Origin of the sequence: Mesorhizobium sp. M0016, assembly GCF_040324035.1 — a bacterium.
Lineage (GTDB): Bacteria > Pseudomonadota > Alphaproteobacteria > Rhizobiales > Rhizobiaceae > Mesorhizobium.
Window position 1 is genome coordinate 14,822 of record NZ_JAMYVM010000024.1, and the last position, 18,354, is coordinate 33,175.

An 18,354-nucleotide genomic window follows, 5' to 3' on the forward strand; every position below is an offset into this window, starting at 1 on the left:
CCCATCACTTTGATCGATCGAGTTGCGCCCGCCGGAAGGGTGAGATCGAGTTTTGGAACAAGCCGTAGGCCGCTTGTAAAGCTCACACCCGCAAGCCGAACCTGATGCCATCATAGATGGCCGCGTGGATGTTGCGCGATGCGACCGCATCGCCGATGCGCAACAGCACGAAGCCGCCTTCGGGATTGCGTGAAGGAAAAATATCGCCGCCGCCGACCAGCCGCTCATAGTCGACCGCTCCACCATTCTTCGACAGCGGTTTCAGCCGGAGATAGAGATCGTCGAGCGGCGCCGTGCCGTGCTCGACCACCACCTGGTCGACCCGCCTCTCGCCGCGCCAGCCATTGGCAAAGTCGGAGGCGAGTTCGGCAACCAGCTGATTGCCTTCGCGCCGCACCGAGCGCAGCCTGGTGTTGATGGTGATGGTGACGCCCTTCTCGTGGAAGGCGCGCATATAGGGCACGTGATTCATGCCGCCCATTTCGGGGGCGAAGAAGCGCTCCGGCGAAACCAGCTCCAGTTTTGACCCTGCATTGGCGATCAGCTCCGCCGCGCCCATGCCCTGGTGGCCACCATTGTCGTCGAAGAGCAGCACGTTCTCCGCCGGCTTGACACTGCCGGCCATGATGTCCCAGCTCGACGTGACGAGATTGTCGCCCGATGTCAGCGGCGGGTTCTGCGGCAGGCCGCCGGTGGCGATCACCACCACGTCGGGCGACAGCGCCAGCACATCGTCCTGCTCGGCCCAGGTGTCGTAGCGGATCCCGACGCCGAGCCGGTCGAGTTCGGCCAGCCGCCAGTCGATGATGCCGATCAACTCCTTGCGGCGCGGGTTCTGCGTCGCCAGCCGAACCTGGCCGCCGGCCTGACCGGATGCTTCGAGCACGGTGACATGGTGGCCGCGTTCGGCCATGACGCGAGCTGCCTCCAGCCCGCCGGCGCCGGCGCCAACGACGACGACTTTCCGCCTGGGCCCTTCGGTCATGACGATGATATGCGGAATCTCGGCCTCGCGGCCGGTCGCGGCATTGTGGACGCACAGCGCCTCGCCGCCTTCATAGATACGATCGAGGCAATAGGTGGCGCCGACGCAAGGCCGGATCTCGTGCTCGCGACCTTCCATGACCTTCTTGATGATGTGCGGGTCGGCGATATGGGCGCGGGTCATGCCGACCATATCGAGCTTGCCGGTCGCGATGGCGTGGCGCGCCGTGGCGACATCGGAAATCCGCGCCGCATGGAAGGTCGGAAATTTCGTTGCCGCCCTCACCTCGGCGGCGAAATCGAGATGAGGGGAAGAGCGCATGCCGGTCACCGGGATAACCTTGGTGAGCGCCGCGTCGCTTTCGATCGAGCCGCGGATGATGTTCAGGAAATCGACCTTGCCGGAATTGGCGAGCCGTCTGGCGATCTCGACGCCCTCCGCCTTTGACAGGCCTTTGTCAAAATCCTCATCGGCGACCATGCGGATGCCGACGATGAACTTCTCACCGACGGCAGCCCGCACGGCATCCAGCACCATGTCGGTGAAGCGCAGCCGGTTGTCGAGCGAACCGCCGAACTCGTCGTCGCGATGGTTTGTGGCCGGCGACCAGAACCCGTCCATCAGATGGCCGTACGATTCGAACTCGATGCCGTCGAGGCCGGCCGCCTGGCAGCGCTGCGCAGCGGACGCATAGTCGGCGACGATGCGCTCGATGTCCCAGTCCTCGATAGTTTTCGGGAACGCGCGGTGCGCCGGCTCACGCACCGGCGAGGCCGACAGCACCGGCAGCCAGTCGGCCTTGTTCCAGCCGGTGCGGCGACCAAGATGGGTGATCTGGATCATCACCTTGCAGTCATGCTCGTGGCAGGCGTCCGCCAGTTCGGCCAGCCACGGCACGATGCGGTCGTCATAGACATGCAGATTCCCAAAGGCGGCCGGGCTGTCGCGCGAGACGATGGCCGAGCCCGCCGTCATTGTCAGCGCCATGCCGCCCTTGGCCTTTTCGGCATGGTAGAGCCGGTAGCGCTGTTTCGGCATGCCGTCCTCTGAATAGGCCGGCTCGTGGCTGGTCGACATCACCCTGTTCTTCAGCGTCAGGTGTTTGAGCTGGTAAGGCTGGAGAAGCGGGTCGTTGCTGGTCATCATCTTCCTACCATTCCAGTTTGTGTCGGAGCAGCGCGCGCTGCTCCAGTTCTTGTCTTAAGCATCGAATTTATCCGAAAATCGCTGCACACTTTTTGATCCGATGCTAATGAGCGTGGAAAATCCCCAGGAAAACCACGATGATCGATACCAAAACCCTCACCCAGCTCGGCGCCCACGTCGAGACGCCACAGAGCCCGGAGACCGCGGTCCTGGAGACCGTGCCGTTCCAGCGCGGCGACGGACCGCCGGCGATCGTGCGCTTCACCTGCCCGGAATTCACCTCGCTCTGCCCGGTAACCGGACAGCCGGATTTCGCTCATATCGTCATCGACTACGCACCCGATGCCACCCTTGTGGAATCGAAGTCGCTCAAACTGTTTTTGACTTCGTTTCGCAACCATGGCGCTTTCCATGAAGACTGCACGGTGATGATCGGCCGCCGCATTGTGGCGGCAACGAAGCCGCTGTGGTTGCGCATAGGCGGCTATTGGTATCCGCGCGGCGGCATTCCGATCGATGTCTTCTGGCAGACCGGCGCTCCGCCCGAAGGCGCCTGGTTGCCCGACACCGGCGTTGCCCCCTATCGCGGAAGGGGCTGAAGCTATTTTGCGGACCTTTAGCGGGACAGCGCCCCCCTCTGTCCTGCCGGACATCTCCCGCACACGGGGGGAGATTGGCCGCCACATAGGCTTTCGCTAATCTCAAATGATGCGGAGCGGGCGAGACGCTGGAACTGCTGATCTCCCCACCCGTGGGGGAGATGTCCGGCAGGACAGAGGGGGGCGCGAAGGATCGCAGGCGCTGACCCTCAATCAACATTATTCGCACTGATACTGGCTGAGCGCCCATTCACCGGTCACCGAAAGCAGATCGGATATCTTCCAGTCGCCGTCGACTTTCCTGAATTTCCATTCAAGGCGATGCGGGTTGCCGGCGACGACGAAGGCGACAATGACCTTGGCCTGGTCGCCATTGATCGCTTCGAGTGTCTTCAGGCTCTTATCGATCTCGGCCTTGTCATAGTCGGCATTGTCGAGCGCCATGTTGGGGTCGAGGCATTCGCCCTGCCCGGATTTGCGCAACGCGTCGCTCTTGTCGAGAACGGTTTTTGCCGGGTCGATGAAGTGGCTGCGCTGCGCCGGATCGATCTCCAGCCCCACCTGATCGTAAAATGGCCGCACCACCGCCGTCGGGGATCCCGGCAGAATGGGTGCGGCCGGTGCGGCGTCGGCCGGCGACCACCCAACCGGCGGTGTCGCCGCTTCCACCGCTGTCCCGGGTGGATTTGCGGGCGGTGCTGCGCCGGCCGGTGCCGTCACGGCCGGGGCATTGGCTGGCGGCGGGCCCAACAGGCCTTGTGCCGCGGCTGCGCTCATAGCCACCGCCAGCACGCACATGGGCGACAGCGCCAGGGCAAGACGGCGGAGCACAGGATCACTCCGGCGCTTTGTCGGGCATGCATTCCAGCGCGCTCAGCGTCCAGCTGCTGGTCTTGGAGGTAATGTCGGCGACCTTCCATTTGCCGTCGATTTTCTTCAGCGACCACAGCATTTCGCGTTTGGAATCATCGCCTTCCGCAAAAAGGCTGAAGGTGGCGGTGACTTCGGCCGTATCGCCATTGACGGTCTCGGCCAGCTTCAATGTCTTGGCAATCGACTTCTGGTCGAAATCCTGGGCGTCGAGGCCGGGATCGAAGTCGAGGCAGGCCACTTCGTCGGGCTTGTTCTTCGTTGCCTGGTCGTTGAGATCGAACAGCTTGGTCACCGGCTCGGTGAAGCGGTCGCGGTACTTTGCGTCTCCCTCGAATTTCACTTCAGGCACATAAAAGAACTTGACGGCGTTGGAAGCCGGCCCGGCCAGCACTGTCGCTGGCAAGGCAATCGAAAAGACAGCGGCAAGCACTATCGGTTTCATGCAGGCACTCCGGACGTTTGGCGGCAAGGTGCAATACCAGACATCCTGCATATCGGTTTTTTTGCGGCTCATGAAGCCCCGGCTGCACCGTCTCAGCCATCAAGCCAGACGTTCTGCAGGTCCATCTCGAAGGTCTGGTGGACGCCGTAGTTCTTCACCTTCTTGTTCATGTGGCTGTAGAGCTTCTGCCAGAAGGGTTGAATGATGACGCCGGAATCCTGCAGGATCTGCTCGACATCCTTCATCACCTCACGCCGCTTCTCCACATCGATCAGCGACAGCGCCTGCTTCAGCTTGGCGTCGAAGTCCGGGTTGGAATAGGCCGATTCATTCCAGGCCTCGCCGGTGCGATAACCAAGCGCCAGGACCTGGACGCCAAGCGGGCGCATGTACCAGATGGTCATCGAATAGGGATATTTCGTCCAGTCGTTCCAGAAGGTCGAGCCCGGCAGCACCGTGCGCTTGACCTTGATGCCGGCGTCGCGCAGTTGGCCGGCAATCGCGTCGCCGGTGTTCTTCTGCCAATCGTCCTCGACGGTGATCAGCTCGTGCTCGAAATCGGCCTGCCCAGCGTCGGCCATCAGTTTCTTGGCGCCGGCCGCGTCGCGCGTCTTCTTGGGCAGCGCGAAATATTCAGGATGGATAGGGCTGACATGGTGGTTTTCACCGACCGTCCCTCGCCCGGCATAGCCGAGTTCCAGCACCGCATTGTTGTCGACCGCCATCTGCAGCGCGTTGCGCACCCGCTGGTCGTCATAGGGCTTGTGGGTAACGTTCGTGCGGGCAACCAGCGTGGTTGCCGTCGCAACCTCGGACTTCTCCAGCCCCATCTTATCCAGGATGTCGATGAAGTCGGCCGGCGTCTCGAAATTGAGGTCTATCTCGCCGGATTCGAAGGCGTTGATCGAAGCGTTGAAGTCGGTGCCGTAGTCGATGAACTCGACGCTGTCGAGCGGCGCTTCACCACCCCACCACTTGCCGTTTTCACGACGCTTGACCACCGCCTTCTGGCCGACATCGTAGGAGACCAGTTCGAACGGGCCCGTGCCGATCGGCTTCTTGACCGGGTCGGCGCCTTCGGCGTCGAAATTGCGGTGGACGACGAGCGCGGGATAATCGGTGAGGTTCGGGATCAGCGAAATGTCGGGCGCGCTGAGCGTCAGCTTGACCGTATTGTCGTCGACCTTGGCGATCGCGCCTTCCCTGGCCTTGCCCGACTTTTCGTCGATCAGCCCGCCGACGCGAGCGGCCATGGAGTTGCCGGCGACCTTCTTCTCGCACCAGCGGGTAACATTGAAGACCACGTCATCGGCGTTGAAAGCATTGCCATTGTTCCAGGTGATGCCCTTGCGCACATGCAACGTGTATTCCGTGGCGTCGTCATTGATGTCCCAGCTTTCGAGCAGCACTGGCTCGAAGGTGAATTCCCTGGTGTAGCGGACCAGCGGCTCCAGCCAGCAGCGCGAGATGTTGGCGAGTTCCACCCAGTCATAGGTGCGCGGATCTTTTTGGGCCTTGACCGACATCGATATGTGCAGCGTGCCGCCCTTCTTCGGCTCCTCGGCAAAAGCCTGTCCCGGCGCGGCAAGGCCGATCATGCCGTAGGCCAGCGCCGTCGATGCGCCGAACGCACTTGCCAATGCAAGAAACTCGCGCCGGTCCATACGGCCAGCACGCGTCTCTTGCGCCATCGCCTCGATGGCCGTTGGCACGCGATCGCCATTGCTTTTGAAAAGTGTCATATCTTTCTCCCTTGCGGTTCCCATCGGGTCTTCGCCCGTTATCAACTCATTCGTCGTTCTCTTAGCTAACGCTGTCGGGCAGCCTCTCTTCGCGCTGCGCGATAAAGTCCCTGAGGCCCTCGGCAATGCCCTCATCGAGTTTCGGCTCTTCATAGTCGGCCAGCATGTTGCGGGCTTTCTCGCGGCCGCGCGTGTCGTGGTCCTTCGCCCCTCCAGCCTTCCATTGTTCGTAGGAGTTGAAATCCATGATGGTGGGCATGAAGAATGCCGACTCGTAATGATCGAGCGTGTGCTGGGTGCCGAGGAAATGGCCCTGCGGCCCGACCTCGCGGATCGCCGCCATGGCCTCCTTGAAGTCGTCGAACGGCAGGCCGCCGGCATATTTGTACCAGCCGACAAGCTGCTCGCAGTCGGTGGCGAATTTCGAATAGCCGCAGGTCAGCCCGGCCTCCAACCAGCCGGCGGAGTGCCAAATATAATTGGCGCCGGCGAGGATGGCGGCATGCATCAGCATGTTGGATTCATAGCCGGCCTGGGCGTCGTTGAGCTTGGAGCCGACATGGAAGCCGGAGGTTCGCCAGGGCAGTTTGTATTTCCGCGCCAGCGCGCCCATCAGATACATCATCTGGGCGGCTTCCGGTGTGCCGCCCATCGGCGCGCCGGTCTTCATGTCGACCGTCACCATGAACTGGCCGTAGATTTGCGGCGAACCAGGACGCAGCAGCTGGGTGAAAGCGACACCGGCCAATGCTTCGGCATTGACCTGCGCCACCGCGCCGACGGCCGAGGCCGAAGTCGATGCGCCGCACAGCGCAAAGGGCGCCAGGATCAGCGGCTGATTGCTGCGCGCATAGACCTTCATCGCGTCCAGCATGGTGGCGTCCCACACCAGCGGCGAGTTGCAGTTGGTAATCGACACCAGGACCGGGTTGTCGCGGACGAACTCCTCGCCGAAGACGATGCCGGCCATCGCCATCGTGTCTTCGGCGCGATCTTTGGAAGTAACGATGCCCATGAACGGCTTGTCGGAGTGCTTCAGCGCCGAATGGATGATGTGGAGATGCCGTTTCGGCACCGCGATCTCCATCGGCTCGCAGATGATTGAACTCGACGAATGCAGCGCCGGGGCCATGTAGGCGAGCTTGTGAAAATTGTTGAGGTCTTCAAGCGTGCCATAACGCCGGTTGTTGTCGAGGTCGCGCACGTAAGGCGCGCCATACATCGGCGCGAAGATGGAGTTCTTGCCGCCGACGCTCACGGTGCGCTCGGGATTGCGCGCATTGAGGGTGAACTCGGACGGAACCTTCGCGACCAGTTCCATCAGCAGGCCGCGGTCGATGCGGACGCGTGTCTCGGACACGTCGGCGCCCGCCGCCTTCCACATGGCGATCGCCTCGTCGTCGCGGAACTCGCAACCGACCTCTTCGAGGATGGCGAGTGACTCCTGGTGGATCAGTTCCACCGCCTCGTCCGGGACCATCTGGTAGGTGGGAATCTCGCGGACCAGCGTTGGGAACGAGGTGACGGGGGCGCTCCTCAGCGCCTTGCGTCCGAGGCGACCGCCGCCGCGGCGGTGGGTTTGCTCAGTCAGTTCAGCGGCCGGTGCGTTCATGGAGCCTCCTCATTCCGTCCAACCAAGTTAGCGAGAGGAAATATGGATGTGACGCTGGAAAATCCTGATCTCTTGTATAAGCTCAGCTTATGCGAAGCCTGCGCCACCTCCTGCCCTCGGCCGGCAGCCTGATCGTCTTCGAGGCGGCGGGCCGGCTGTCGAGCTTCACCGCCGCCGGGCGCGAGCTCGGCATGACGCAGGCCGCCGTCTCCTATGCGGTGCGCGGGTTGGAGGAACAGCTTAGCGCGCAGCTGTTCCAGCGCCGCCACCGCCAGGTCGTCCTGACAGAAGCGGGGGAACGCTTCCATGCCGACGTCTCGCTCGGTCTGTCGCATATCCGCAAATCGGCCGAGGATCTGCGCCTGCAGGCGAGCGGCGGCCATGTCACGCTGGCGGCGTCGACCGCCTTCGGCTCGTTCTGGATGATGCCGCGCCTGCAGCAGTTCCGCGACGAACTGCCGGGCATCGACTTGCGCATCCAGACCGCCGACCGTGATCTCGACATCATCGCCGAGGGCATCCCGCTCGCCGTTCGCGGCGGCGAACCGCGCGACTGGGCCGATTATCATTCGCTGCCGCTGGCCGACGAGGAGATTTTTCCGGTGGTTGGCGCCAGCTATCTCGCGAAATTCGGCATGCCAAGGAGCGTCGCGGAGCTGGCGACGCATCGCCTGATCCACCTCGAGGAGCCCTACCGCGAGGCGGCTAGCTGGGACGAATGGTTCCAGTCTGCGGGCGGCAGGCTCGACAACACCGCGCGCGGCCTGCGCATCAACGATTACGGCCTCGTGATCCAGGGCGTCATGGAGGGCCAGGGCATCGCGCTCGGCTGGCGGCATCTGGCCGAACGGCTCCTGGCGTCGGGGCTGCTGGTGCCGGTGACCGACCATGTGCTGAGAACCGGCAAGGCGTTCTATGTGGTTTGGCCGAAGAACCGGGAGTTGAGCGAGAATGCGCGGAAAGTCAGGGACTGGCTGGCGGCGCAGGCTTGAAATCGGTTGCAGCGTAGTCACTATCGCGGAGTTCCTTCACACCCCCTTCTGTCCTGCCCGACATCTCCCCCGCAAGGGGGGAGATTGGCAGTTCATATGTCGCGTCACCCTTCAAGCATTGAAGATTGGCGAAAGCCGTCGTGACATCTGATCTCCCTCCTTGCGGGGGAGATGGCCGGCAGGCCAGAGGGGGGTGCTGTCCCGCTGGCATCTCCAATGTCCGGCATTCATTGAAGCCTTCCGCACACCCTTCGAATCCGCCTATAATACCCCCATGCCCATTCGCCAGCTTTCCGAAACGATGATCAACCAGATCGCCGCCGGCGAAGTCATCGAGCGTCCGGCGAGCGTGGTGAAGGAACTGGTCGAAAACGCGCTCGACGCCGGCGCCTCCCGCGTCGAGGTCGTCACTGCCGGCGGCGGGCTGAACCTGATCCGCGTCACCGATGACGGCTCCGGTATCCCCGAACAGGAACTGGCGCTGGCCATTGCGCGCCACTGCACCTCGAAACTTGCCGACAACATTCATGATATCAGCTCGCTCGGGTTCCGTGGCGAGGCATTGCCGTCAATTGGTTCGGTGTCGCGACTGTCGGTTCGCTCGCGCACAACCGCAGGCGACGCTGCAGCCGAGATCGCCATCGAAGGCGGCCGCGTTTCGGCGGTCAAACCGGCGGCGGCCAACCGCGGCACCACGGTCGAGGTGCGCGACCTGTTCTTCGCCACGCCGGCCCGGCTCAAGTTCATGAAGGGCGAGCGCGCCGAAAGCTCCGCCACCAGCGACGTGCTCAAGCGCATCGCCATCGCCTTCCCCGCCGTGCGCTTCACGCTGGCCGGCTCGGACCGCTCGACGCTGGAATTGCCGGCGACCGATGACAGTACCGAGGGCAGCCTGCGCCGCGTCGCTCAGGTGATGGGCGCCGAGTTTCCCGACAATTCCATCGCTATCGACGCCAGCCGGGACGGCGTGCACCTGACCGGCCACGTCTCGATCCCGTCCTTCACCCGCGCCAACGCGCTGCAGCAATATGCCTATGTCAACGGCCGGCCAGTGCGCGACAAGCTGATCGCCGGCGCCATTCGCGGCGCTTTCGCCGATGTGCTGCCGCGCGACCGGCACGCGGTGACCGTGCTGTTCCTGACGCTCGATCCGGCGACCGTCGACGTCAACGTCCACCCAGCCAAGGCCGATGTGCGCTTTCGCGACCCCGGCCTGGTGCGCGGGCTGATCGTCGGCGCCATTCGCGAGGCGCTGGCCAATGCCGGCATCCGCGCCGCCACCAGCGGGGCCGCCGGGATGGTGGCGGCGTTCCGGCCGGGAGCCGCCTCCTACGCCCATGCGGGTCCTGCCAACGGTCATCGCAGTTATGACGCGGCCTACCGGGCCTCGGGCTTTTCGGGCTTTGACCGCTCGCCACAGCGGCCGCTGGATATGGGATTTGACGGCGCCGGCTTCCGCGAAAACGACCAGGCTGCATTCGACGCCGGTCCGCTCGCCAGCGCCGATGCGCGTGCCGGCTTAGCCGAGCCGGCCGAGACGCTGCTCGGCACCGCGCTGGGCGCCGCCCGCGCGCAGGTCCACGAGAACTACATCGTCGCCCAGACGAGGGATTCGCTTGTCATCGTCGACCAGCACGCCGCGCATGAGCGGCTGGTCTACGAGGCGTTGAAGAATGCCCTGCACTCGCGCGCGGTGCCCTCGCAGATGCTGCTCTTGCCGGAGATCGTCGACCTGCCGGAGGAGGACGCCGAGCGGCTGGCCATGCATTCCGAAACGCTGGCCCGGTTCGGCCTCGGCATTGAGCGTTTCGGTCCCGGCGCGGTGGCGGTGCGCGAGACGCCGTCGATGCTCGGCGAAACCAATGTCCAGCAATTGGTGCGTGATCTTGCCGACGAGATCGCCGACAACGACACGATCGAGACGCTGAAGGAACGACTGGACAAGATCGCCGCCACCATGGCCTGCCATGGCTCGGTGCGCTCCGGCCGGCTGCTTAAGGCCGAGGAGATGAACGCACTGCTGCGACAGATGGAGGCGACTCCCGGCTCCGGCACCTGCAACCACGGCCGCCCGACCTATATCGAACTCAAGCTCGCCGATATCGAGCGGTTGTTCGGAAGGCGGTGAGCACAAGCCAGGTCAGGCCACACGCTCAATTCACCAACAGGCGATAATCCTTGAACCTATGAGAGAAAACGTAATCCCTTGAGTAGCCGGCGCTACCGCCGCGAAAATTCACGGAGATTATCTCGAAGCTTCTCCCAACCTGTTTTTGAACATTCATGTAGATGGGAGTCATCAGCATGCCGGCATCGCAATCGTCGTCATCGAAAGCGATCTCCTGAACGACCTTCTTTTTCTTCTTATCGATGACCCGCAATTTATTCATGCAGACGAGAAAGCCCGCTTTCTCGTAGACCCCGGCAAATCTGTGGGTGGCTGTCTGCGCCCAGAAGGGAATCTCGACGGTGCCGTCAACCTTCGCCTCGCCGGTATCATCGAGGCTTGCGACCTTCTTCAGCGTGATCGGGAACTTGTCCGAGCCCTTGCTCCAAGTCCCTGTTGCGCCGCTTTCGCCAAGGTCGAGAGAAAACGGACATCCGGCGGTGCCAACGGGCGTTTTCGATCCCATGACCAGCACCCGGTCGAACTCCCTGTCGTCCGCAATCTCGCAAAGGAAGACGCTGGTGCCACTGATCTTGCCGTACACCGCTATCGGGCTTTGCTTCGCGTCGTAGAAATAGCTCCCCTCGACCGTAATCCCGCTGCCGAAACTGTCATATCTCTGCAGCGATAGGTGGACGGGGTTAGGTCCGATGGAGCCTTCGTAGTTTTCGACCTGATACCAGCCCGCGGCGGCTTTCCCGGTCAGCAGCAAAACGCAAAACATTGCCGATATGAACAGTCTTCCCATTCCGTCCCCCAGTGAAGGCAGCGTACCATAGCTGTCCTTCCTCTGGATATCTGCATTCTGATGGAAGCGGTTCCCGGTTTGAGTCCGAAAACAGCTCCAATCATTGTTTTAACGCTTCAAATTCACCACGATGACGCCGCCGAGCGCCAGCGCACCGCCGATTATGCCGAGCAGCGTCGGCACTTCGCCCAGCCAGAAGAAGCCGATCAGGGCTGACATGGGCGAGACCAGATAGAGGAAGTTCGAGGCGCGTGCTGCCGGGAGGCGCGACAGTGCGGTTGCCCATGCGGCATAGGCGATCAGGCTGGGCACGATGCCAAGAAAGATCACGGCGCCGATACCGGCCGTGTTGGCGGCCGCGGCCTGCGCAAAGCCGCTTGGCAGAAAGGGTGCCAGGCAAAGCGCGCCAAGGATCATGTTGGAGGCCGAAATGGTCAGCGGGTGATGGCGGGCAAAGAGCGGCTTCTGGATGATCGTGTTGACGGCCGAGCACAGCGCGGAGCCAAGAACCAGCAGCGCGCCGGTGTCGAAACTCAAGCCATTGCCGTCGGCCACGGCGATGATGCCGATGCCGGCGAAAGAAATCGCCGTGCCGAACCAGGCCCAGCTTGAGAAGCGCTCGCCGAGCAATGCCATTGCCATGATGGCGGTGAAGATCGGGCTGACATTGATGATGAAACCGGCGGCACCCGCCGAAACCGTCAATTCGCCGAAATTGAGCATGACAGTGTAGAGCGCGACGAAGATGGCGCCGCCAAAGACCAGGCGCCACACTTCGTCGAGCCTCGGCAGCGCCGGGCGCTTGACGGCAAGAAAGATCGCCGCCGGCACCGCGGCAATGGCAAAGCGCAGCGCACCGAGTTCCAGCGGCCCGAATGCGGCGAGGCCGGCACGGATCGCCGGAAAGGCCGAGGCCCAGCCAACCACCGTCAACGCCACGGCGATGGCCGCCGTGGTGTCCATCCGCTGTGTCGGATTCGACATGCTGGTCGTTGCGCTCATCTGCCTGTCCTCGGGTTCCCAGAGTGTTGAAAGGCAGAAAGCGCCTTTTCGGCGCGGTTGACAAACGATCAAATCGAGGATCACCTGTGACTGTGGATCACAGCTCAGACACAATGGTGCCGCTCGAGACCCTGCGCGCCTTCGATGCGGCGGCGCGAACGGGGAGCTTTTCGGCCGCGGCCGAGAAGCTCAACATCACCCACGGCGCCGTCAGCCGGCAGATCGCCAAGCTGGAAGACTGGCTGGGCCTGAAAGTGTTCGACCGCGGCGCGCGCGGCGTCTCGCTGACCATCGAGGGCAACCGCCTGCATCTGCGCACGGCGGAAGCCTTTGCGCTGATCTCCAGCCATTCCGACCGCTGGGTCGAGCCGCGCGGCACCGCCGTGGTGCGGCTGACCTCGATACCCTCCGTCAGCGGGCTGTGGCTGATGCCACGCATGGCGGCGCTGGAGAACAATCCCACCAAGCTGCGCATCGTGCTCGACGTCGACATCCGCCAAGCCGACCTTGCCGATGAAGGCATCGACCTGTCGGTCCGCTGCGGCCGCGGCGGCATTCCGGGCCGCATCTCGGTGAAGCTGTTCGAGGAACATGTCTTTCCCGTCGCCGCGCCCGGCCTTGCCCGCGAGATCGGCCGCGGCGACCCGGCCCGGCTGCTGAGGTTTCCACTGATCAACGATTCCGACGCCTCCGGCTGGCGTGCCTGGTTTGCCGCGCAAGGGATGGACTACCGCCCGCGCCCGCAGGATCGCCGCTTCGAGGAGTATAATCTGGTGCTCGACGCTGCCGCCTATGGGCTCGGCATCGCGCTGGCACGGCCGCCGCTGACCGGACACCAGTTGGAGGCAGGCCGCATCGTCGCCGTCGACGAGCGCACGGCGCTGAACCCGGTGTCGTACTGGCTGGACCGGCCGCTGGGGCGGCCGCGTACGGCTGCCGCCGAACTTTCACGCCGTATCGCTGTCGAGGCGGGGCTGGCGATGGACAAGATGGAAGCTTTCCTCGAAGCCGAGCGATAGCGGCGATCGTTCGGTGCTCAGCCAAGCACCAGCAAGGCGAGCCCGACAATGGCGACGGCCAGAAACCCGGCTGCCAGCGCCATCAGGCCGACACGCATCTGCTGCCGGCCTTCGGGCTGGACCGTGTCATTCGACCCAGACATCGCCTGCCCCCGCTTCGCCGCCGCGTCGGTGGCGGAGGCGCGGCGCGGCGGCGAAACCCCCGGTGCGAGAAGCGCAAACCAGGGCAGTCCTGCCGGCTTTGCGGCAGCGCCATCATCGGCCCTGGCCGGCGGCACCGGCAGACCGCGCTGTGCATCGTCGTTGGCTGGCGTCGCCTTGCCTGTCGCAGCCGTTGTCGGCCCGAAATCGTCGGGCGCCGCGTCACCCGGTTCGGCAAGCGCCAGATAGGCCTGCAGGATCTCGGCAGAACCCGTCTGCTGCCCCTTTGCGGTGGCTGCGGACAACAGCGCCTGCAGCGCCGGCGCCGCTGCCGGCTGCAAAGGCGCGCCGGACGGCGTCGGCGGCTGCACCAGCGCCTTTATAAGTGCTGCTTTCGCCGGATCGGCCTTCGCCGACGGCAACGCTGCCAACATCATGGCCTCACGCAGCAGCGCGGTCAGGCGGGCGGATGAAATGTCCATGCCGGTCCCATAAGAATGGTTTGGAGCGACAATAGCGCCTCAGCATTGCGTCAAGCTTGACCTTGCCGGCAATTTATGGCGATGAAATCAGCATGAACCTTGGCACCACTCCATGATGAACCGCTTCGAAGGCCCCGGCGGCAAGGAAGCCCGTATCCGCTATCTCGACGGCGACTTCCAGGTCACCAGCCCCGGCGCCTTCGTGCGCTGCGCGGTGACCGGCGAGAGCATTCCGCTGGACGAGCTCAAATATTGGAGCGTCGCCAGGCAGGAGCCCTATGTCAGCGCCGCCGCCTCGCTGCGCCGCGAGATCGAGATGCATCCGGACCTGCGCAGCCGGGGTTAGATCGGCACACCGGAAAGCAAGGCTCACCGTCGATCTGATTTTCCTGGAACGCCTGCAGGACTATGGCTTTGAGGATGCCGGCGCGTTTTCGACCGAAAAGTCGAATTTATGAACAAGCCGATCTCCGACAAGCACTTTGATGGAATACGGCCCGATCGGATCACCCTCGGCCATGCACCAGCCATGCGAGATCCATCCGTCCTGCGGTTTGTAGAACATGGTGGTCTCGGAGACCCTTCGATCGCCCGATAGCTTGCTCAAGCTGTATTCGTTTCCGTCGATACCACCCCACTGCCTGGGCTCCGCGGGAAGCGCGAACACCTCGGTGACCGATACCAGTCTGTCGCCTTGCGCCAGACGTACGCGCCATTCAAAGCAGGCGCTATCGGGGATAAGCGGTACAATGTTTGAGGGCCGAACGTGGGTAGCACCGTCCGCTTCGGTGACCGAGACCAGAAATTCGCTGTCGGTCGCGGTGGGTGCCTGCGCCGAAGATGGGTTCGCCATCGCCACAAGAACAAAGCCCACAAAGAGTGCCCGCAACCTATCCACCCCCCGCGCTGAAGCCGGTCTGACTTATAATAGTGATAAGCGGCGAGAAATATCCTGTGTCAACGCGGGAGCGCCCTACCCTCGCAGCCGGCGCTGTCTCCAGGCATCCAGCGTCTCGTCGATGATGCGCTCCGGCACAGTGTCGAGTTCGAACGTGGCGTCGATCTCCAGCACGGCGAGTTCAGCGAGGAAATCGGCCGGGGCAGCGCCGTGGCGCAGCCGGGCGGCGTCCTTGGCGGTGGTGACGAGGCCCAGTCCATCGCGGCGCGCGGTTGCCGCCAGTTCCGCGAGTTCATCAGGGGCATAGAAGTGATGGTCCGGAAACGACCGGCTCAGCGCCACTTCCGCACCACTGCCGCGCAGCGTGTCGAAGAATTTTTCGGGGTGGCCGATGCCGGCAAAGGCGAGGAACCGCCGGCCGGCGAACCGCTCCTTGGCCGCGGGCTCGGCATGCGCCTCGAAGATCGGCCGGCCGGCGCGCGCCGCTTGGCGCACGACCTGGTCGGCGGCAGCGCCCTCGCCCATCTTCAACAGCCCGTCGGTGAACACCAGTTGGTCGACGATGTTGGCTCTCAGCGGACCGCCCGGAATGACCCGGCCGTTGCCGATGCCGTAACGGGCGTCGACGACGACCAGCGCATAATCGATATGGATGCGTGCGCTCTGAAAACCGTCATCCATGATCAGGAAATCGCAGCCATGGGCTTCCATGAGCAGCTTGGCGCCGGCAGCGCGGTTGGGGCTCACCGCAACCGGCGCGTGCTCGGCCAAAAGCAGCGGCTCGTCGCCGACATGCTTTGCAGCGTCGTGACTGGCATCGACGACATGCGGCTGCGCGAACGAGCCGCCATGGCCGCGCGACAGGAATCCGGGATTGAGCTGCATGCGCCGGGCCTGCTTGGCCAGCGCGATGGCGATCGGCGTCTTGCCGCTGCCGCCGACGGTGAAGTTGCCGACGCAAAGCACTGGCGCGTCGATCTTTTCACGTACCGCCCGATGCATGCGGCGGCCGGCGACGATGCCATAGACGGCTGATAGCGGCGACAGCGCAAAGACCCGCCAGTCCGGCGCTTCCCACCAGAAAGGTGGTGCTTCCGACGCCACCTATCGCCCGTCGGCGCCCTTCAGGCGCGACTTGACGATCAATGGCTGGATATAAGGCTCGAGCGACTTCAGCGTGTGCGCCAGCGCACCGCGCATCTGGTCGACTGTGGCGGCACCGGCCGCCATCATCTCATGGCGCGCAACTTCATTGCTCAGCAGGAAATTGACGGCGCCGGCCAGCATGTCGCGGTCGCGCACCAGCTTGGCGCCGCCGCTGTCGAGCAGGCGCTGATAGGCCTCGCGAAAATTTTGGACGTTGCGGCCGGCCAGCACAGCGGTGTCGAGCATGGCCGGCTCCAACGGATTCTGGCCGCCTTCCGAGGTCAGCGAGCGGCCGACAAAGGCGATTTCCGTCAGCCGGAGATAAAGCCCCATCTCGCCGATCGTATCGCCGAGCAGGATATCGCTGTCGGCGGTGATCCGGTCGCCCTTGCTGCGCCGCGCCAGCTTCAGGCCCATGCCGGAAATCTGTGCGGCCAGCGCTTCGGCGCGGTCGGGATGACGGGGGACGATGATCGTCAGCAGGCCATGGTGGCGCTTGTAGAGCGTGGCGTGGACTTCCGCCGCGACCACCTCCTCGCCGTCATGGGTCGAAATTGCCGCCCAGGTCGGGCGGCCGGCGATCTGGCGCTTCAGCGTCGCCAGCGCCCGTTCGTCGACCGGCGGCGGCAAGGTGTCGACCTTGAGGTTGCCGGACACGGTGACCGGCCGGGCGCCAAGCGCGCGAAACCGTTCGCCGTCGACATCCGACTGGGCAACGACGTGGGCGAGGTTCTCGAACAGCGCCTCGGCGATGTTGGCGCGCTTCTTCCAGGATTTGAACGAACGGTCGGAAAGCCGGCCGTTGACCAGCACCTGCGGCACGTGGCGGGCGCCGAGCTCGAGGATCGTCATCGGCCATATCTCGGATTCGGCGATGATAGCCAGGTCCGGCCGCCAGTGATCGAGAAAGCGGCTGACGGCCGGCTTCAGGTCGAGCGGAACATATTGGTGGATGATGCGGTCGCCCAGCCGTTCGTCGGCAACCTGCGCCGAGGTCACTGTTCCCGTCGTCAGCACGATGTTGACACCGTAGTCGAGGATGCTTTGCACCAGCGGCACGACCGCAAGGGTCTCGCCGACGCTTGCCGCATGGATCCAGATCACCGGCCCTTCGGGGCGCGGCCGCCCGGCAACGCCGTAGCGCTCACGGCTGCGGCTGCGGTCTTCCTTGCCCTGCGATGTGCGCCAGGCGACATAGGGACCCATCAGCGGATAGGCGGCTGCACCGGCAAGGCGGTAGGCCGCCAGGAAGGCGCGCGCCCAGCCGACGCTCATGGCCTGCCGTCCACGAGCCGATAGGCCTCGGCGGTTGCGGCATTGAGCGCGGCCGTGACTTCCTTGCGCTTGCGCTCCATTTCGGCCTCGTCGGCATTGGCCGGCACGAAAACCGGCGTTCCGATGACGATCGAGGAGCGGCCGAACGGCAGGTTGATGGTGGTCTTGTCCCAGCTCCTTTCCAGCACCTTGCGGCGGCTGGTGGCGATGGCGGCAGGCATGATCGGCCGGCCGGAAAGGCGTGCCAGCAGAACGATACCAAGCCCCGCGTCGCGCGGCGTGCCGTGGGGAATGTCGGCGATCATGGCGACGTTCTTGCCGGCCACGAGTGACTTTTTCAGGGCGATGAGCGCCTTGGCGCCGCCCTTGTCGAGATGCTTCGTGCTTTCACGCCCGCCGGAGCCGCGCACCGCCTCGATGCCGAATTTTTCGATCATCAGCGCGTTGAGTTCGGCGTCGGCGCTGCGCGAGACCATGGCGACCAGCGGCCGTCCCTTGGGATAATAGGCTGGGGTCAGCAGATGCTGGCCATGCCAGAGCGCGATGATGCCGGGTTCGAATTCGGCGTAGTCGCCGCCTGAAAATTTAGCCGAGCCTTCGACCACGCGGTTGGTCAGGCGCACCAGGCGGACGAACTGGGCGAGCAGGCTGACGATCATGCTCTTGACGATTCGCGACTGCGCCAACGGCTCGCGGATCTTGCGCCAGAATGTCTTCGAACTGCCCCCGCGTCTTCTTCGGACCGCGGCGCCGGTGGGCTGCCCTTTCACCGCTTCATGCTCCATCGCTGTCAACCGGCGGCCTTGCTTTCAGGGTCGAGCAGCCGGTGCAGATGGACGACGAAATAGCGCATATGGGCATTGTCCACGCTGGCTTGCGCCTTTGCCTTCCACGCGGTGTGCGCGGTTTGATAGTCCGGATAAACGCCAACGATGTCGAGCGCGTCGAGATCGCGGAACTCGGTGCCGCCCAGCTGCTTCAGCTCGCCGCCGAACACCAGGTGCAAAAGCTGTTTCTTTCCGTCTTCCGCGGCCATTTCGGTCCTTCACATATTGTGAGTTTGCGACAGGTCTAGCCCAAAGCTG

Annotated in this window: 18 protein-coding genes; 5 read left to right on the plus strand and 13 right to left on the minus strand. The window is 63.8% G+C overall.

Translation table 11 applies throughout. The annotated features are described in order from the left end of the window. Window positions 1–82: 82 nt before the first annotated feature. On the minus strand, window positions 83–2,128 hold the full coding sequence (locus NKJ88_RS26615) for an oxidoreductase (protein WP_023824542.1): 2,046 nt from the start codon (window positions 2,126–2,128) through the stop codon (window positions 83–85). A 140-nt stretch (window positions 2,129–2,268) separates the two neighbouring features. Between NKJ88_RS26615 and queF the strand changes: the two genes are divergently transcribed. Then, entirely contained in the window at window positions 2,269–2,730 is a 462-nt protein-coding gene (gene queF, locus NKJ88_RS26620) for a preQ(1) synthase (protein WP_023713074.1), read from the plus strand. A gap of 219 nt (window positions 2,731–2,949) precedes the next feature. On the opposite strand, the gene NKJ88_RS26625 is transcribed toward queF, so the two are convergent. The 4 genes from NKJ88_RS26625 to NKJ88_RS26640 all read right to left on the minus strand — a co-directional run bounded on the left by NKJ88_RS26625 (window position 2,950) and on the right by NKJ88_RS26640 (window position 7,399). Then, entirely contained in the window at window positions 2,950–3,561 is a 612-nt protein-coding gene (locus tag NKJ88_RS26625; RefSeq protein ID WP_023824541.1) for a hypothetical protein, read from the minus strand. Between the two features lie 4 nt (window positions 3,562–3,565). Beyond that, the gene (locus NKJ88_RS26630) at window positions 3,566–4,045 is read right to left on the minus strand and encodes a DUF3828 domain-containing protein (RefSeq protein ID WP_023694426.1); all 480 of its coding nucleotides are present in this window, start codon (window positions 4,043–4,045) and stop codon (window positions 3,566–3,568) included. Window positions 4,046–4,137: 92 nt separating this feature from the next. After that, the gene (locus NKJ88_RS26635; protein WP_023824540.1) at window positions 4,138–5,787 is read right to left on the minus strand and encodes an ABC transporter substrate-binding protein; all 1,650 of its coding nucleotides are present in this window, start codon (window positions 5,785–5,787) and stop codon (window positions 4,138–4,140) included. A gap of 61 nt (window positions 5,788–5,848) precedes the next feature. Next, complete coding sequence (locus NKJ88_RS26640) at window positions 5,849–7,399, minus strand: trimethylamine methyltransferase family protein (protein WP_352446174.1); 1,551 nt, start codon at window positions 7,397–7,399, stop codon at window positions 5,849–5,851. 89 nt (window positions 7,400–7,488) lie between these two features. Here NKJ88_RS26640 and NKJ88_RS26645 point away from each other — a divergent pair, with 89 nt between their 5' ends. Both NKJ88_RS26645 and mutL read left to right on the plus strand, forming a co-directional pair. Next, window positions 7,489–8,391 carry a LysR substrate-binding domain-containing protein gene (locus NKJ88_RS26645; protein WP_023671586.1) on the plus strand — a complete coding sequence of 301 codons (903 nt, stop codon included), beginning with the start codon at window positions 7,489–7,491 and terminating at the stop codon, window positions 8,389–8,391. Window positions 8,392–8,665: 274 nt separating this feature from the next. Next, window positions 8,666–10,519, plus strand: coding sequence for a DNA mismatch repair endonuclease MutL (gene mutL / locus NKJ88_RS26650; protein WP_352446176.1), 1,854 nt, complete (start codon window positions 8,666–8,668; stop codon window positions 10,517–10,519). A 25-nt stretch (window positions 10,520–10,544) separates the two neighbouring features. Here the strand turns inward: mutL and NKJ88_RS26655 are convergent, their stop codons facing one another. After that, a complete protein-coding gene (locus NKJ88_RS26655; protein ID WP_352446177.1) occupies window positions 10,545–11,306 on the minus strand; it encodes a hypothetical protein in 762 nt (253 codons plus the stop codon). Window positions 11,307–11,414: 108 nt separating this feature from the next. Beyond that, window positions 11,415–12,308, minus strand: a complete 894-nt coding sequence (locus NKJ88_RS26660; RefSeq protein WP_352446178.1) for a DMT family transporter — start codon at window positions 12,306–12,308, stop codon at window positions 11,415–11,417. A 113-nt stretch (window positions 12,309–12,421) separates the two neighbouring features. Here NKJ88_RS26660 and NKJ88_RS26665 point away from each other — a divergent pair, with 113 nt between their 5' ends. Continuing rightward, window positions 12,422–13,327, plus strand: a complete 906-nt coding sequence (locus NKJ88_RS26665) for a LysR family transcriptional regulator (protein WP_352446241.1) — start codon at window positions 12,422–12,424, stop codon at window positions 13,325–13,327. Between the two features lie 17 nt (window positions 13,328–13,344). Here NKJ88_RS26665 and NKJ88_RS26670 read toward each other — a convergent pair whose 3' ends face one another. Next, on the minus strand, window positions 13,345–13,950 hold the full coding sequence (locus tag NKJ88_RS26670) for a hypothetical protein (RefSeq protein ID WP_023832860.1): 606 nt from the start codon (window positions 13,948–13,950) through the stop codon (window positions 13,345–13,347). A 112-nt stretch (window positions 13,951–14,062) separates the two neighbouring features. On the opposite strand from NKJ88_RS26670, the gene NKJ88_RS26675 reads away from it, so the two are divergent. Beyond that, window positions 14,063–14,296, plus strand: coding sequence for a DUF2093 domain-containing protein (locus NKJ88_RS26675; protein WP_023694434.1), 234 nt, complete (start codon window positions 14,063–14,065; stop codon window positions 14,294–14,296). A 60-nt stretch (window positions 14,297–14,356) separates the two neighbouring features. Here the strand turns inward: NKJ88_RS26675 and NKJ88_RS26680 are convergent, their stop codons facing one another. The 5 genes from NKJ88_RS26680 to NKJ88_RS26700 all read right to left on the minus strand — a co-directional run bounded on the left by NKJ88_RS26680 (window position 14,357) and on the right by NKJ88_RS26700 (window position 18,305). Next, window positions 14,357–14,839: a PM0630 family protein gene (locus NKJ88_RS26680; RefSeq protein ID WP_155922435.1), complete on the minus strand. Its 483-nt coding sequence runs from the start codon at window positions 14,837–14,839 to the stop codon at window positions 14,357–14,359. 84 nt (window positions 14,840–14,923) lie between these two features. Further along, window positions 14,924–15,952, minus strand: a complete 1,029-nt coding sequence (gene lpxK, locus NKJ88_RS26685; RefSeq protein WP_023832859.1) for a tetraacyldisaccharide 4'-kinase — start codon at window positions 15,950–15,952, stop codon at window positions 14,924–14,926. Then, window positions 15,953–17,269 (minus strand): lipid IV(A) 3-deoxy-D-manno-octulosonic acid transferase, encoded by a 1,317-nt coding sequence (gene waaA / locus NKJ88_RS26690; RefSeq protein WP_023689593.1) that lies wholly within the window; start codon window positions 17,267–17,269, stop codon window positions 15,953–15,955. Further along, window positions 17,266–18,054, minus strand: coding sequence for a lysophospholipid acyltransferase family protein (locus NKJ88_RS26695; protein ID WP_352446181.1), 789 nt, complete (start codon window positions 18,052–18,054; stop codon window positions 17,266–17,268). The genes waaA and NKJ88_RS26695 overlap by 4 nt, the downstream gene beginning before the upstream one ends. Window positions 18,055–18,059: 5 nt before the next feature. Then, window positions 18,060–18,305, minus strand: a complete 246-nt coding sequence (locus NKJ88_RS26700; protein WP_023671575.1) for a DUF4170 domain-containing protein — start codon at window positions 18,303–18,305, stop codon at window positions 18,060–18,062. Window positions 18,306–18,354: the final 49 nt, after the last annotated feature.

Excerpts from the sequence above, each read along its gene's own strand:
- NKJ88_RS26635 (WP_023824540.1), bottom strand. The coding sequence starts at position 5,787 with ATGACACTTTTCAAAAGCAATGGCGATCGCGTGCCAACGGCCATCGAG.
- queF (WP_023713074.1), top strand. The coding sequence starts at position 2,269 with ATGATCGATACCAAAACCCTCACCCAGCTCGGCGCCCACGTCGAGACG.
- NKJ88_RS26675 (WP_023694434.1), top strand. The coding sequence starts at position 14,063 with ATGATGAACCGCTTCGAAGGCCCCGGCGGCAAGGAAGCCCGTATCCGC.
- NKJ88_RS26655 (WP_352446177.1), bottom strand. The coding sequence starts at position 11,306 with ATGGGAAGACTGTTCATATCGGCAATGTTTTGCGTTTTGCTGCTGACC.
- NKJ88_RS26640 (WP_352446174.1), bottom strand. The coding sequence starts at position 7,399 with ATGAACGCACCGGCCGCTGAACTGACTGAGCAAACCCACCGCCGCGGC.
- mutL (WP_352446176.1), top strand. The coding sequence starts at position 8,666 with ATGCCCATTCGCCAGCTTTCCGAAACGATGATCAACCAGATCGCCGCC.
- NKJ88_RS26670 (WP_023832860.1), bottom strand. The coding sequence starts at position 13,950 with ATGGACATTTCATCCGCCCGCCTGACCGCGCTGCTGCGTGAGGCCATG.
- NKJ88_RS26645 (WP_023671586.1), top strand. The coding sequence starts at position 7,489 with ATGCGAAGCCTGCGCCACCTCCTGCCCTCGGCCGGCAGCCTGATCGTC.
- NKJ88_RS26615 (WP_023824542.1), bottom strand. The coding sequence starts at position 2,128 with ATGACCAGCAACGACCCGCTTCTCCAGCCTTACCAGCTCAAACACCTG.
- NKJ88_RS26700 (WP_023671575.1), bottom strand. The coding sequence starts at position 18,305 with ATGGCCGCGGAAGACGGAAAGAAACAGCTTTTGCACCTGGTGTTCGGC.
- NKJ88_RS26665 (WP_352446241.1), top strand. The coding sequence starts at position 12,422 with ATGGTGCCGCTCGAGACCCTGCGCGCCTTCGATGCGGCGGCGCGAACG.
- NKJ88_RS26660 (WP_352446178.1), bottom strand. The coding sequence starts at position 12,308 with ATGAGCGCAACGACCAGCATGTCGAATCCGACACAGCGGATGGACACC.
- waaA (WP_023689593.1), bottom strand. The coding sequence starts at position 17,269 with ATGAGCGTCGGCTGGGCGCGCGCCTTCCTGGCGGCCTACCGCCTTGCC.
- NKJ88_RS26630 (WP_023694426.1), bottom strand. The coding sequence starts at position 4,045 with ATGAAACCGATAGTGCTTGCCGCTGTCTTTTCGATTGCCTTGCCAGCG.
- NKJ88_RS26695 (WP_352446181.1), bottom strand. The coding sequence starts at position 18,054 with ATGGAGCATGAAGCGGTGAAAGGGCAGCCCACCGGCGCCGCGGTCCGA.